Source organism: Hymenobacter duratus, assembly GCF_014698995.1.
Lineage (GTDB): Bacteria > Bacteroidota > Bacteroidia > Cytophagales > Hymenobacteraceae > Hymenobacter > Hymenobacter duratus.
This window is the reverse complement of the sequence record NZ_JACWZZ010000001.1, coordinates 682,525-697,500: the sequence shown is the minus strand read 5'-3', so window position 1 is coordinate 697,500 and position 14,976 is coordinate 682,525. Positions and strand designations below refer to the sequence as shown.

The window sequence follows — 14,976 nt, the reverse complement described above, 5'->3', positions numbered from 1 at the left end:
AGTGAGCTGAAACTGCTGCTTGGCTGGCGCGGCTTCAGGGAAGATGATGGCCTTCAGAATATCGGTTGCGTTTTGCAGGGGGAGGTAATTGGCCGTAGTGAAATCATACGGCTTCTGAATAATACGGCCGCCAGCCTGGTAGGCCTTGCCTTTGAGAACCTGGCCCAACGGGTAATTGAATGCCACAGTATTGAAAGCGGCCTTTTGCTGGTAGATAAGCTGCTTCGTGTTGGAACTGTAGAAGTCAATAGGGTTGGTATGCCGATTGGCAACGGTGTCGCAGGGCGCAAAACGGCGAACGATGCGCGCCTGTGGATAGCCTAGCTGCGCGAGTCGCTCGTTGAGGGGACGCTGGCCGAGGAATTCGTACAAACGATTGTAGGCTGCATTATCACTGACGAGCAGCATACGCTTGATGTAGTTGCCAACTGTATTGACACGGTCGGAATCTGCAGCCGGATTGTAAGGGGCGGCGGTCTGGCACCGGAAGGCCGTGCGGGTTGCCATCGGGCTGCGCCGGTTGAGGCCGGGCTGCTTCAGGAGGTTGAGCTTTTCCAGCGCCAGTGCGGCAGTTGGCAGCTTCACCAAGCTGGCCGGATTGAAATACTGCCGGGCATCAAGATGAAAGCTATGCTGAACAAAATGCGGCTGGTTCCGGGCGTCGCGGTTGATCTGAGTGTAAATGATCTGCAGCTCGTAGTCGGAAGCACGGGCTATGACCGGTGTGAGGCCGGCATCGGCACGGAGCAAACTATCGAGCAGCGGGCTATCTGGTAGGGCCTGAGCCGTGAGATGCAACTGCCGGGTTGCAGAGCCCCCACCCGGCAGCGCGGAAAGCCCGGCTGCGACAAGCAGCGCGGGAACAAGTGCCAGCAGAAAATGATAATGACAGGAGCGCATCAGGAATTATATGGAGTCCGGCTGCTTAAACGCAAAAAGCAGCCAACCGGAGTCATTTCCGATATTACCCCCTCTGCGGGCAGCAAAAAAGCCACAACCAAAGGCTGTGGCTTTTGAGGCACACTATATACTATATAGAGTAGTGCGCAAAACCGGGAAGAAGCTAAAGTGCCTGCTGACGACGGGCCAGCAGTAGATTGGAGTCGTTCTGACGCCAGTTGTAGCCGGTACCGAACGGCAGAGGGCGCGGCCGGTTGGTGGTGTCGGCGTAGGCTTTGGTCAGCTCGGGCTGGTAGCGGTTAGCGAAAAGGTTGATAGGCCGTTTGTAGGTGCCATAGTACGTCAGATGCCAGTCGGCGGGGCGGAAATACTTCATGGCAATGCCGGAGTCGTCCTGTAGAATGTAGTTGCTCTGCTCCAGGATGAGGTTGCGGACTTTGCTGAAATACGCTTTGTGCATCAGGTAGGTGGCCGACTTTATATACGTAGTGAAAGGCCCGAGGCTTTTAGCGTACTGCAGCACGGCATCCTTGTTGGTGCCCATCTTCCAGTCGCTGATGTCAGCGGAGAAGTAATAGGCCTTTTGCTCCTCCCCTGTTTTGCTGAGCATAGTCATTTCGACGCCGGGAATGACTTTGGGGCCGGGCTTGCGGATGATGGCGCTGTCGGCGGCGGTGAGCTGGCCGGCGGTATTGAGCTGCACATACCGAATGTCCTGAATCTGATGACCAGTGCGGGAGGCGAACAGCATCATCAGAGGCAAGGCCCCATCCAGCTCCAACGATTTAAGGTCGATGGCCATGTCGTTGGTGCGGAAGAAGCTAAAGTTGAGCACCGACCAAAGCGAAGCTTTCAGGGCTGGAAACAGCTTGGGGTTTTCGAGGGTAGCGCGGCCTGGCACCGACCCAACCGGCTCCAGCCCTACCAGCACGTAGGTTTTGCTATCCGGAAACATGGTCACCACATTCAGCAGATCGGGGCCACTGAACGGGTAGAACACCGTGGCGCTGGCAGCCCGCACCGAATCCAGCTCGGTAGCAGCCCACTGCTCTATTTTGTTGGTGCGGGTGGTATGGTAGCTGGTCCAGCTTTTTTCCGCGTCGGTGGCAAAGGCTTGCCAGGCGGGTAGCGCGGTGAGACGGCGCAAAGCGCTGCGCTGGCTTACCTGCCGGCCCGCCAGGTAGACAGCTACATCGTGAGCATAGGCAGTATCAGGCCGGGCTGGCGGCAAAGGAGTAGCTGCCGTGTCGGTCCGGGTGGCTGCGGGCGGAGCAGCCTGTTCGGTTTGAGTTTTCTTCTGCTCAGAGCAGGCAGCCAGTACCAGCAGCGCGGCCGGCAGAACAAACCGATGGAAAGTAAGCTTCATGGAAAGCAACAGGGGAATATGAGAACTGAAAGCGCAGGCAATATTAGCAGTCCGCGCTTCAACGTGGGCCAGCGGCAGCAGAAACAGCACGGGAGAGCATAGAAAAAGGGGAGGAAAACTCCTCCCCTTTTTCGGGTAGATAGTATGTGGCACCGGTATTAGTCGAGCACTACTTTGCGGGTGATGGTGTGACCCGCAACCTGTACGCGCAGCGTGTAGAGGCCCTTAGCCAGATGCATCACGTCGAACGACTGCTTTACTGTGCCAGCGCGCACGGCTACTGACTGGGCAAGTACGGTCTGGCCGAGCGAATTGATGAGTACTGCCTGGCCACTGGTGCTGCTCCCGGCCCCGCGAATGTCGAGGGTGAGCGAGCCGGTATGGCTGGGGTTGGGGTACACGCTGACCTCGCCGCCCGGCAACTCTTTTTTGCTGGACAGCACACCAGTGCCCGCCTGAATGGTAAAGGGTCCCTGCGGATCGTTGGAGCCGAAAGCCGATACAGCCACGAAGTAGCGAGTAGCCGCCGACAGGTTGCTTACCACCAGACCACCAGCGGCAGTGTTTGTGGCAGCAGCTCCCTGGCAGGCAATCTGCGTGAACGGACCGTTGCAACTGGCTGCCGAGAATACCCGCACCTGACCGGCCGGACCGCCACTCACGACAATACTTACCGGCGTCGCGGAGCCAGCCGGAGTCGTAAATTCAAACCATACGTCCTTGGGAGAGCTGGCCAGCACGCAGCCAATAGCAGAATAGCCGTTGGGAATAGTGAAGGTGGCGCCCAGACTATTGCCGGAGACAACCGCGCCGTAAGCCCCCGTGCCCAATGGCAAGGCACTGGCGTTGCAGGGCTCATCGTTGACAGTGGGCGGAATCAGGGTGGTGAAACTGGCCGTCACCGGCACCGACGTCTGGCCCACGGCGCAGCTGCTGACCACGCTCACCGTGTACTGCGTCAGCCCCTGCAAGCCCGTCAGGTTCACCGGCGAGCCCGTGCCGGTTACCGTCACGGCCGGACCCGTGGCCGGCGTGGCCACGACCGTGTAGTTGCTCACACCCGTGATGGGGGTGAAGGTAACCGTGGCGCTGGTGCCCGTGATGTTGCTCACGGCCAGGTTGCTCACCCGCGCACACGCCGAAATCGACACGTTGTCCAGACCGATGTCGGTGGTGCCGTAATCGGAACGCGCACGGAAGCGGATGACGGTCGTGGCCGAACTGCTATTCAGCGTCAGAGTTTTGGGTTGGAAAGTGGCTGCTACACCTAGGCGCAGCAGCTGGGGGCCGAAGGTCAGACCGCCGTCCGTGGAAATCTGCACGGTCAGCGAGTCCGAGCCGGTGGTGTTGATGTAGTCGAAGCTCAGCTCCCGGTTGCCCGCACCCGTCATGTTCACATACAAATCCATCGTGCCAACCTGGCCACTGGTAACATAGTAGGTATGAAAACGGGCCGAGTGGGCGCTGCCCTGCGCGCCGGCTGGGGTATAGGTTCCAACCGTCGGGCTGGTCCAGTTGGCAGCAACGCCGTCATCTTCGCGGCGCCAGGAGTTGTTGCCGGTCAGGGGCGTGTTGCGCCAGTTGTTGCCGGGTACGTCGCGCGTGTTGCAGCGGCTGAGCCAGGTGCTTTCGAACGTTTCGTTGAACGGGACCGACGCATACAGCGGCGTCACGCAGTCCGTCCGGAACGTGATGGGGCCAACAGTACCGGAAGAAGCAGTACCGCCGCAGTCCTGCCGCACATAAAACTGGTATTCCGTGCTGGCCGTCAGGCCCGGAATAGTAGCGCTGGTACCTGTGATGCCCGTGAGTTGCTGACTGCCCGCGCCTCCCGGCGTGAAGCCCGTTGGACCGTAGAAGACGGTATAGGTGCCGGTACCGGCGCTGACCCACGATACGCTGGCCGAGGTGGCCGTAGTGCCTACTACCGCCAGACCTACCGGCGCCAGACAGCCATTCAACGATTCCACCCGCACATTATCGATGCCGAGGTCGGAGGTGAAAGCAGTGTTTACTTTGGCGCGGAACCGAATGACAGTAGTAGCCGAAGTGCCCGCCAGCGTAATATTCTGGGCCTGGAATCCTTGGGCAACCGTTCCACTAATGCCCAGCTTAGCCACGGCCGCCCCGAACGTATTGCCCCCATCATTTGACACAAAGACAAACAGCGAGTCGTTGCCGGCAGTGTTGATGTAGTCAAACAACAGACGTTTGGATCCAGCAGCACTCAAATTGACGAACAGGTCGAGGGTGCCCACGGAATTGGCGCCGGCATAGTAGCTATGGAAGCGCGCGGAGCGGTTGCCTTGGCTGGCTGCGGGCGTATACACGCCAACCGTCGGGCTGGTCCAGCCGGCCGAAGCGCCATCATCGTCGCGGCGCCAGGAGGTATTGCCAGTGGCCGGGTCATTGCGCCAGCTGGTGGTTGGAATGTCGTTGGTGCTGCAGCCGCTGGCCCAGGTATTCTCGAAGCTTTCCAGAACCGGCAGTGTGGCGTAGGTGGGCGGCAGGCAGGCGGTAGTGAAGCTAAACGGGCCCGCGGCCTGGCTTACGTCGCCGTTGCCGCAGTTTTTCACTACGTAGAACTGATACGCCGTATTGGGCGCCAGGCCCGTTACGTTTACCGATGTGCCGGTAGTGGTCAGCGTGGTGCCGGCCGTAGCTGGGTTGAAGCCCGGCGCGCCATAAATCACCGAGAAGCCAACGCCAGCCGCACCCGGCACGAAGCTCAGGGTGGCGCCGGTTGTGGTGATGTTGCCGGCATTCAGGGCCGTGGGCGGAGCGCAGCTTGGAGCCGCCCCGATGGTGACAATGTAGTCTTCGGTTTCGCCCGAGCCGAAATTGACGCAGGCATCGCCGGCACCGTTCACGTTGCCGATAAGTCGGCTACGGATGCGCAGGCCCGTCTGGCCCAGGGGCGCTGTCAGCGGCACCGTAATGGCCACAGTAGCGGGCTGGCCGGCAATGCTGCTGGTCGTGACCTGCGTCCATTCCGATGCCTCAAACGTGCCGTTTTGGTTGAAATCAAGCCAGGCCGAGATAATACCCGCCTCCGGTGCCGTGACGCCCAGCTGGTAGGTCAGCCCCCGGAGCAATGTGGTGGTGGTAGTGCCCGAGGCCGGGTAGGAAGTATAGCCGCTACCGTTGGTGGTGTTGCACCCGGAGTTCAGGTTGCTCAGCGTAGAGATGGTAACGGCCGTAATGTTGGCGTTGCCGGCTCCACAGTAGGCTCCCAGATTGGTGTTGCAGTACGTGAAGGTCGAAGTCGTGGTAAACTTCACTACGGCGCAACCTGTGGCCGGGCCGTTGGCATTGCGCGGCACTATCTGGTAGTAGTAGTCGGTATTGGCCTGCAGTGCGCCAGGCGCATACGACGTGGTGGTTTGGTTGCCGACGAAAGCGGGAGTAGCGGTGGTGCCAAAATACACGTCGTAGCTGGTAGCTACGCCCCCACCGCTAGCCCACGTGATAGTAGGCGTACGCGCTACGCTGGTGGCATTGTTAGCCGGCACAAAGTTGGCAGCGCAGTTCGGAATACCGCTCAGCACGTCCAGCGCCACGTTATCGACACCAATATCGGTTGTGAAGGTCGTGGTTACCTTGCCCTGGAAACGAACAACCGTACTAGCCGAAGTGGAGGTGAGGCTGACACTTTGCGGCACGAAGCCTTGAGCCGCCGTACCGCTCGTGCCCAGCCGCAACACCGGAGCGCCAAACGTGGCTCCGCCGTCCGTCGATACCAGAATTTTCAGGGAGTCATTGCCGGCAGTGTTGATGTAATCAAACGTCAGCACCTTGTTGCCGGGGGCACTCAGGTTCACATACAGATCAAGGTTGCCGACGCCACCTGTGCCGGCATAGTAGCTGTGGAAGCGCGCGGAGCGGTTGCCCTGGCTGCCGGTAGGTGTATAGATGCCAACCGTCGGGCTAGTCCAGGCAGCGGAAATACCGTCATCGTCGCGGCGCCACGCATTGTTGCCCGATGCCGGATTGGTGCGCCAGCTGGCTGCAGGTGCATCACGCATAGCACACACATCGGTCCAAGCACTTTCGAAGCTCTGCGCCAGGGGCAGCGCAGCGTAGGTAGGCACGTTCACGACCACCTGCACGGGTGCCGAGGTAGCCGATTGGCCGCTGCACGTGAGGCGGGCCCGGTAGTAGCGCGAGGCCGTGAGGGCCGCGGTTGTGTAGGTGGGGTTGGTAGCGCCCGCAATGTCGGTATATGCGCTGCCGTTGGCTGATTCCTGCCATTGGTAGTCCATACCGGTGCCGTACGAAGCCCCCTGCAACGACAGCGCGACGGTGGTGCCGGCACAAGGCGAGGTAGCAGAAGCCTGCGCTGTGCCGGCGGTAGGCGGGGCCGCACAAGGGCTGCCGGGAATGTAGGTAACGCGTAGCGTAGGCCGCCGGTCGCCATACGAAGCGTTGGTCAGGCTAGTAGCGCCCGTCAGGGCTAAGTTGCTGGCAAAGCCCAAGCCGAACCCGACGGCGGGATTGGTTACGAAATTGACGGGAGCCGAAGCTGAACCCTGCTTTTCCCAATCGGTGAGCACCAGTAGATTGCCCCCCGTATAAACGAAGGGCTGCGTTAGCGTTACGCTGAAATAGTCGCCGGCTACCCCGGTCACCTGCTGAGTAGTTGAGCTATATACCGGAGATGCCGTAGCCGACAGTGTGCTCCACATTTGGGAGGTACCCAAGCCAGCAAGGCCCGTGTTTTCCAGTAATACGGTGAAGGTGTTGGTGCCCGTTACGGTCCCGGCATCCGATTTCAGCCAAGCCAGCGCCGTGATGGTAGCGCCGGCCGGCAGTCCCAGTTCGGCTGGCGTGTAAAGGTGGCCGTAGCGGGAGTAGTTGAAGAGAGAGCCTGCGTCATTGGCCGAACGATAGATGGGCCCATACAGGTAAGAACTGGTTGCGGGTGCGCCCACCGGCACCGTTGTGGAACCAACGGTAACGGTCTGGGCCTGAACACCGGATGCCAAGCACAGCCATAGTAATAACGACCACAGCCAACAGCCAGTGCCCGGCCTACCGAGTGTCTGACGCGTGAGTAAACGTGCGTGCATAGAAATAATGAAGGGTGGAAAATGAAAAAAGAACACTGCCGGAAGCCAGCCCGACTTTAATCCGGGCTAAATATACCCCGGGCAGACCGTTAGCTTTTGTTTATTTTTTATTGTCTTATTGCCATTCCTGTTTCCCATCAGCGGCCGGCTCAGTTAGCCGTTTCGGCGCCGTAGGGGTTGGGCAGCCGGATTTCCAGAAACCGGTCCGGCGCAGCCAGCGGAGCAAACCCGAACTGCGTGTAGAGGCCGTGGGCATCCAGAGTAGCCAGCATCCGGCGGCGCAGCCCCTGCAACTCGGGCCGGGCCCACACTACCTGCATCAGCCACTTGGAAAGGCCCTGCCCACGATGCGCGGGCAGCACAAACACGTCGCAGAGCCAAGCAAACGTAGCATAGTCCGTCACGACGCGTGCGAAACCGGCCTGCTGCCCATCCGGGTCATACAGTCCGAAGCACAGCGAGTTGGCAATAGCCTTTTTCAGCAGCGGCAGCGGCATGCTCTTCGCCCAATACGATTCCTCTGCCAGGTACTGATGGATAGCAGCTATATCAAGCCGGGCAGGGTCGGTGCTGATTGTAAAGCCGGCAGGGTGCCACGAATCGGGAATCGGCATAGGAAGCAGGTAAAGCAGGAGGAAAAGATGAGCCGGCACTGCGTCGCAGCCAGGGGCTCAGCAAATCTACACGGGAACAGGTACAGAGTACGGTCCCAAAAACCAATATTATTTATTCCTAGTATTACAAATGTATTCCTTTCACCATCAACTCTTTTCTCTATGAAACGCATTGCTACTCTACTACTGCTGGCGGGTATGGCAGCGCCGGCCTGTGCCCAGCAGAACCCGGCGCTGGCCACCTACACAGTGGGCACCACTACCCTCACGCTTTCGGCGCTCAGCACAGGGCTCGATACACCCTGGGAAATTCTGTGGGGCCCCGACGGCTTTTTGTGGATGACGGAGCGCGGCGGCCGCATCAGCCGCGTGAATGCCACCACCGGGCAGGTACTGCCGCTGCTTACCGTAGCCGACGTCACCGAAACCGGCGAAAGTGGCTTACTGGGCATGACTCTGCACCCCGATTTCAGCCTCAACCCTTATGTGTACATCGTGTACAACTACACCGAGAATGGTGCGCTGAAGGAAAAGCTGGTGCGCTACACGTATTCGGCCACGGCGGGCACGCTCTCCAGTCCGCTGGTGCTGCTCGGCAACCTGCCCGCTACCACCACGCACAGTGGCTCCCGCCTGCTCATTCTGCCCGACCAAACGCTGCTGATGACGACCGGTGACGCGCAGCTGCAGCCCGAAGCGCAGAACATTGCTTCGCTCAATGGCAAAATTCTGCGGCTAAACCTCGATGGTACGATACCGGCCAACAACCCGACTCCCGGCAGCCCGGTCTACACGCTGGGCCACCGCAATCCGCAGGGCCTGGTCCGGGCAGCAACAGGCCGCCTCTACAGCTCAGAGCACGGGCCCAACAACGACGACGAAGTGAACCTGATTGAACCCGGCCGCAACTATGGCTGGCCGAACGTGGAAGGCTTCTGCAACCTGCCAGCCGAGCAAACCTTCTGTACCGCCAACAATGTGCGTGAGCCCCTGGTTGCCTACACCCCTACCCTGGCGGTAGCCGGCATTACAGCCTATAGCAATCCAGCCATTCCGCAATGGAGCAACTCGCTGCTCATGGTCAGCCTAAAGGCCGGCACCCTCACAAATTTGCAGCTCAACACTGCCGGCGACCAAGTAACCAGCCAGGCCAATATCTGGACCGGCACCTACGGCCGCATGCGCGCTATTTGCGTTTCACCGCAGGGGCGCGTCTATATCGGGACCAGCAACCGCGACGGCCGGGGAGCACCCGCCGCTACCGATGACCGGATTCTTGTGCTCGAAAACCGCGCCTACACTCCCAATTCCGTACGCAGCCGCCAGTCTGACGCCCTAGCCCTGTGGCCCAATCCGACGGCGGGTTCCGTTTCAGTCCGGTTGCCGGAACCTGCCAGCAGCCCACTCACGATACACGATGCGCTGGGCCGGGTTGTTCAGACCGTAGCCATGGCCGGCCGCAAAGAAGCGACTCTGGATATTCGTCAGTTGGTGCCAGGGCTTTACATGCTGCAGACCCAGATGGGCAACACCCAGCTTACGCGCCAGCTGATAGTAGAATAAGCGGTTTCCGCCGGCCTGCACAAAAAAAAGAGCGACGCTGGGCGTCGCTCTTTTTTATTTAGGGTATGCAGGGTCATACTAGTCGAGGACCACCTTGCGGGTGATGGTGCTCTCGCCGACCTGCAGGCGCAGGGTGTAGAAGCCTTTAGCCAGGCCCTGCACCGGCAGCGCCTGGTCTACGGAGCCACCGCGTACTGGCACTTGCTGAGTCATCACGCGCTGGCCCAGGGCATTCAGCATTTCTGCTTTCACCGAGCTGGTCGTGTTGATTCCGCGCAGGCTCAGCGTCAGCGTCCCGTCATGGCTGGGGTTAGGATATACGCTAACCTCGCCCTGTGGCAGCTGCCCTACCCCCGTAGAGAGGATATTGGCAATTCCAATGGTGAACGGTCCCTGCGTATCGCTCGAGCCAAAGCCCGATACGGAAATGTAGTAAGTAGTACCGGCTGTCAGAGCGGGCAAGGGCAGTTGGCCGGCCGCGATGTTGGAGCCCGTGCTGCCCTGGCAGGCAATCTGCGTGAATGGGCCGTTGCAGCTGGCTGCCGAGAACAACCGGACCTGGCCGGCCGGGTTGCCGGCCACCTGCACCGACAGAGTAGTGGAAGAGGCAGGAGCAACAAACCGGAACCAGACATCCTTCGGATTGGCGGCCGTAGAGCAGCCAGGGTTGGAGTAGCCATTGGCAACCGTTGCGGTAGCACCCAGGTTGGAAGAAGCCAGCGGTGCGCTGCCAGGAGTCAGCGCGGTAGCGTTGCAGGGCTCATCGTTGACAGTGGGCGGAATCAGGGTGGTGAAACTGGCCGTCACCGGCACCGACGTCTGGCCCACGGCGCAGCTGCTGACCACACTCACCGTGTACTGCGTCAGCCCCTGCAAGCCCGTCAGGTTCACCGGCGAGCCCGTGCCGGTTACCGTCACGGCCGGACCCGTGGCCGGCGTGGCCACGACCGTGTAGTTGCTCACACCCGTGATGGGGGTGAAGGTAACCGTGGCGCTGGTGCCCGTGATGTTGCTCACGGCCAGGTTGCTCACCCGCGCACACGCCGAAATCGACACGTTGTCCAGACCAATGTCGGTCGAACCGAAGTCAGCGCGGGCCCGGAAGCGGATAACCGTCGTGGCCGAGGTCGTGTTCAAGGCCAGCGTCTTTGGCTGCCAGGCCGTAGCCAGGCCAAAACGCAACAGCTGGGGCCCGAAGGTCAGGCCGCCGTCCGTGGAAATCTGCACCGTCAGCGAGTCCGAGCCGGTGGTGTTGATGTAGTCGAAGCTCAGCTCCCGGTTGCCCGCACCCGTCATGTTCACATACAAATCCATCGTCCCGATCAAGCCGGCGCTGGAATAGCCGCTGTGGAAACGGGCCGAGTGGGCGCTGCCCTGCGCGCCGGTTGGCGAGTACAGGTAGCTGGTGGCAGCGGTCCAGTTGGCAGCGGCGCCATCATCCTCGCGGCGCCAGGAGTTGTTGCCGGTCAGGGGCGTGTTGCGCCAGTTGTTGCCGGGCACGTCGCGCGTGTTGCAGCGGCTGAGCCAGGTGCTTTCGAACGTCTCATTGAACGGAACCGACGCATACAGCGGCGTCACGCAGTCCGTCCGGAACGAGCCTGCGTTGGAGCGGCCCGAAGTGCTGCCCGAGCAGATCTGCGTCACGTAGAACTGGTATTCCGTGCTGGCCGTCAGGCCCGGAATGGTTACCGAGTTAGTCGCGCTGGTAATAGTCTGCCCGCCAGTACCCGGTGTGAAGCCTGTGGGACCGTAGTTGATAGAGAACGTGCCACTACCACCCGTCACGGTCCAGCTTACAACAGCGGAGTTAGCCGTAGTAGAAGTTACCGTCAGGTTGCGTGGCGTTGGGCAGCCGGTAGCCGGAGGCGGCGTAAAGGCATACACTTGGCCAGAGGCAGGAACCGTGGCAATCGACGTGGTTTCTACCGTAGAGCTGGCCGTAGGCGAGGCGCTGGTATTGTTCAGCGAGAGGAAGTCAACAGGTGTTGAGGTTCCCGATATGCCGATGGAAGCCGAGGCCGAGTTAGGCGTGCCATTTTCGGGGCGGTACACAAACTCGACGCGGTTGGTGGTTTCGTAGAGCTTCACCTGAAACGAGACGACTGGCGCAGTAGCACTGTAGTTCCATTCCCAGCTCAGCCACTCGAAGGTGAACACGCGGTTTGGGGCAGTGCCCGTCGTCTGGTACTTAGCGGCACTACCGGCTCCTTCACCGGCCAGGTCGTCCCAGAGGGGCGCTACCAGCGGGCGAATAGCGGCAGCAGCAGCGTCCAGGTCGTTGGTCAGGCTGCTGGAGGCGGCACTGTTGAACGAGAGAAAGCCGTTGGAGCTGGCGTACACGTTGGTGTAGGGCACGCCATCAAAAGCAAACGAAAAGCCGATGGGAACAGCGCCCGATATGGCATCGTCGTCCTGCACCGCTGCTACTACCGTAGCTGTAGCTGGCAGCGGAGTGAACGTACCCTGGGAAGCGGCAAACTGGTAGGTATCTACCTGGGCCTGTGCTGTACTCATTGCCAGCCCTAAACCAGCTACGGTAGCCAAAGCTCTACCCCAATAGGTGCGAGCCCGAACTTTAGTCTGTAAAAGTTTCTGCATGCTTGCTAAGTGTTTGAATGGTTGGGTGAAAAAGAAATGTATCTGGGCGGTATGAAGCTGTAATAAATAGAAAAAACCGCCTATTACATAACCTAACTCCTATTTATTCATCAAAACTTCTCTCTTCTCAGCCATAGGAGGCAGCCACTCTATAGCCAAAACCCGATGTTCCTTTAGAACTTCTGTGGGAAAAGCAGCAGGTCACTGACATTTCACATTACTGCCAGCTACTCATCTATTGTCGAGTTTAGTTTTTAGAGTATTACTTCTGCAATAAATACCATAATTATGTTATAAATCTCCTCGTTTGAATCATATTAAAGGCATGATTCTTGTGCCTTATTTTTCTAAATGACTGTAGAGTGTATGGTCATTGGAGGAAAATGTGTTTATCTTACCGCTGCGTTTTTCCTCCACCCTGTTTTGTTTCTTTTCCTCACTAACAATTCACCCATGCAAAAACTGTTACGTGCCACCTACCTGCTGGTCACGGCGTTGTGTTTGACTTTTTTCGGGATGCACTCCGCCGAAGCTTCCCACTTTCAGGGGGGACAGCTGACCTACGAATCCTTAGGCAACAACCGTTACCGCCTTATCCTGCGCGTATTCCGGGATTGCAGCGGTGCTGACCTTTACACCACTGCCCGGTTTGTTTGCCGGCCAACCGGCTGTGCTACCACAGGCCCGCTGGTGCAGACTTATACAGTGCCTCTAAAAGGTGGCTCCACTATCGGTTCTCCGTACTGCGCTACTGCTCCCGGCGGCACCAGCCCCTGCGACGCCGGTCTCCCTACGAACTACGAAACCGGCCGCTACGACACTGTGGTGACGCTGAACCCTGCCGCTGAGTGGCGCATTAGCGTGGAAGACAACGCCCGCCCGGATCTGGCCAACATCAATGGCAACACCAACATCTACTACGAGGCTACGCTGAACAACTTGGCGAACGGCCAGACCATTCAGAACAACTCGGCCCAGTTTGACCTGCTGAACGTTCCGGTACCATTCGTATGCTGGAAGCAGCAAACCACCCTCAACTTTACGGCTACTGATATTGATGGTGATGAATTGGTGTACTCGCTAGACCGCCCACTGGTGAGCTGCAACAACCCCAACACCTATAATTCAATAGGTGCCGGAACTGGTGGTGTAATTGTGTTGCCGCCCGAAAACGGTCAGCCTTGCGTGGCTATTCTGCCTACTGCTCTGGGCTCCTACAGCCCCACGTTCCCTATTGCTTCTTTCTCAGTAACTGGCAACTGCCCAGCAAAAACGGCTGTTCCTGATTTCCGCTTTAACGCTAGCAACGGTAGCTTCACGTTCACTCCCTACCTCTACACTCCGGGCACTACCACGGCGCAGCAGGCGCAGAATAAGTATGTAGTAGTAGGTAAAGTGTCGGAATACCGGGTTATCAACGGTGTGCGTACGCTTATCGGTTCGGTACGCCGCGACATTCTGGTGGTAGTTATCGACTGCTCGAATGCTATTCCAGGCGCTCCTGTTGCTACCGGCAACAACACCAACTCCGGTGTTTCCATCGTTAACTCCGTCGACTCGACTTTCATTGAAGCTTCGACCTGCAACTACACTCGTGTTCTGGTTCGTTTCACCGACCCGAATCCTGCTGACTTGCTGACGGTAACGTTCCCTCCCCTCGACCCAGGCGTACCTGGTCAGCCTACGTACCTGCCAACGGACGTAGGAACGTTCCGGGTAATTGGCCAGGGTACACGCAACCCGATTGGCATATTCGATATCCAGCCCGACGTACTGTTCACAAACCAGACGTTCCGCATTCCGGTACAGATCCGCGACAACGGCTGCCCAATCATCGGTCAGCAGACCCGTATCATCGTGCTGTCGGTGAAACAGCGTAACCCAGCCAAAGTAGTGGCAGCAACGGCCCAGCCGTTCGTATGCGCCGGTACTCCCGTTAACCTGACGGCCACTCCTACCCGTCCTGACTCTGTGTTGGTAAACATCAATACTCCAAGTGTCACAGGCAAGTTAGCCACCTACACCTACCAGTGGAGCGCGGCCAACGGTCTGGCTACTGCCGACCAGAACAAGCAAAACGTTACGGTACGCCCGACTCAGACCACGCGCTACTATGTGCGGATCAATGCCACGGACTTCCGTCAGTCCCCGGTGCCTACCTGCGTAGATACCACCTCTATTCTGGTGCGCGTTGCGCCTCCGGTAACGGCTAATTTCACGGCCACTGGCCGCCCTGGCTTCAATCTGGATGGTATCAGCAGCAAGGAGAGTGTGCCGCCGCGTATCTTCTCCTTCGTGAATACCTCGAAAGGCAACAATCCTTCGCCGGCCGATACGGCTTCCGTTACTTCCCGCTGGACCTACCAGCGCACTGCTGACGCCAACGGCAACCCTGTAACGGAAACTGCGCAGGTGTTCTCGAACCGCTTTACGCCTCGCGACCTGACATTGCGTGAAGGTGGCACGTATGTATTCACGCTGCGCCTCTCGAACCGGGCTGGTTCTACTGAATGCACGCCAAGCCTGAAAACGCAGGAGGTTAAAGTTCCAAATCTGGTTATCCCGAACGTATTCACGCCTAACAAAGACGGCAAAAATGATGTGTTCGTACTGACGACTGAAGAAACCGGCAGCAAAGTGCAGATCTTCAACCGTTGGGGCCGCCTGATTAAGGAGTACGCCAACTACCAGAACAACTGGGATGGTGGTGAGCAGCCTGCCGGCGTTTACTACTACCTGCTAACCGATAAGAGCGGCAAAACCACGAAAGGCTGGGTAGAACTGGCCCGCTAGTCTACACCCCGCTTTCTTACAAAGGCCCCGCGAATCTCGCGGGGCCTTTTTTGTGCGCCGTCCGCTGGTTCGC

At 58.9% G+C, this 14,976-nt stretch carries 7 protein-coding genes (1 of these 7 only partly in view); 2 read left to right on the top strand and 5 right to left on the bottom strand.

Annotated elements, in window-relative coordinates:
- The 4 genes from IC231_RS02845 to IC231_RS02830 all read right to left on the bottom strand — a co-directional run.
- Positions 1-900, bottom strand: partial view of a serine hydrolase gene (locus tag IC231_RS02845; protein ID WP_190783096.1) — the 5' portion only. It extends 420 nt beyond the left edge of the window; 900 of the gene's 1,320 nt are visible here — the first part of the coding sequence; its start codon is at positions 898-900; its stop codon lies off the left edge, out of view.
- 163 nt (positions 901-1,063) lie between these two features.
- Positions 1,064-2,266, bottom strand: coding sequence for a hypothetical protein (locus tag IC231_RS02840; RefSeq protein ID WP_190783095.1), 1,203 nt, complete (start codon positions 2,264-2,266; stop codon positions 1,064-1,066).
- A 158-nt stretch (positions 2,267-2,424) separates the two neighbouring features.
- Positions 2,425-7,251 carry a fibronectin type III domain-containing protein gene (locus tag IC231_RS02835; RefSeq protein ID WP_190783094.1) on the bottom strand — a complete coding sequence of 1,609 codons (4,827 nt, stop codon included), beginning with the start codon at positions 7,249-7,251 and terminating at the stop codon, positions 2,425-2,427.
- A gap of 233 nt (positions 7,252-7,484) precedes the next feature.
- Positions 7,485-7,949 (bottom strand): GNAT family N-acetyltransferase, encoded by a 465-nt coding sequence (locus IC231_RS02830; protein WP_190783093.1) that lies wholly within the window; start codon positions 7,947-7,949, stop codon positions 7,485-7,487.
- 162 nt (positions 7,950-8,111) lie between these two features.
- Here IC231_RS02830 and IC231_RS02825 point away from each other — a divergent pair, with 162 nt between their 5' ends.
- The gene (locus IC231_RS02825) at positions 8,112-9,512 is read left to right on the top strand and encodes a PQQ-dependent sugar dehydrogenase (protein WP_190783092.1); all 1,401 of its coding nucleotides are present in this window, start codon (positions 8,112-8,114) and stop codon (positions 9,510-9,512) included.
- 78 nt (positions 9,513-9,590) lie between these two features.
- Here IC231_RS02825 and IC231_RS02820 read toward each other — a convergent pair whose 3' ends face one another.
- Positions 9,591-12,026 (bottom strand): fibronectin type III domain-containing protein, encoded by a 2,436-nt coding sequence (locus IC231_RS02820; RefSeq protein WP_190783091.1) that lies wholly within the window; start codon positions 12,024-12,026, stop codon positions 9,591-9,593.
- Between the two features lie 537 nt (positions 12,027-12,563).
- On the opposite strand from IC231_RS02820, the gene IC231_RS02815 reads away from it, so the two are divergent.
- Entirely contained in the window at positions 12,564-14,903 is a 2,340-nt protein-coding gene (locus tag IC231_RS02815; RefSeq protein WP_190783090.1) for a gliding motility-associated C-terminal domain-containing protein, read from the top strand.
- Positions 14,904-14,976: the final 73 nt, after the last annotated feature.

Bases quoted from the DNA above. Each gene is read 5' to 3' on its own strand.
- IC231_RS02840 (WP_190783095.1), bottom strand. From the start codon at position 2,266: ATGAAGCTTACTTTCCATCGGTTTGTTCTGCCGGCCGCGCTGCTGGTA.
- IC231_RS02830 (WP_190783093.1), bottom strand. From the start codon at position 7,949: ATGCCGATTCCCGATTCGTGGCACCCTGCCGGCTTTACAATCAGCACC.
- IC231_RS02825 (WP_190783092.1), top strand. From the start codon at position 8,112: ATGAAACGCATTGCTACTCTACTACTGCTGGCGGGTATGGCAGCGCCG.
- IC231_RS02820 (WP_190783091.1), bottom strand. From the start codon at position 12,026: ATGAGTACAGCACAGGCCCAGGTAGATACCTACCAGTTTGCCGCTTCC.
- IC231_RS02815 (WP_190783090.1), top strand. From the start codon at position 12,564: ATGCAAAAACTGTTACGTGCCACCTACCTGCTGGTCACGGCGTTGTGT.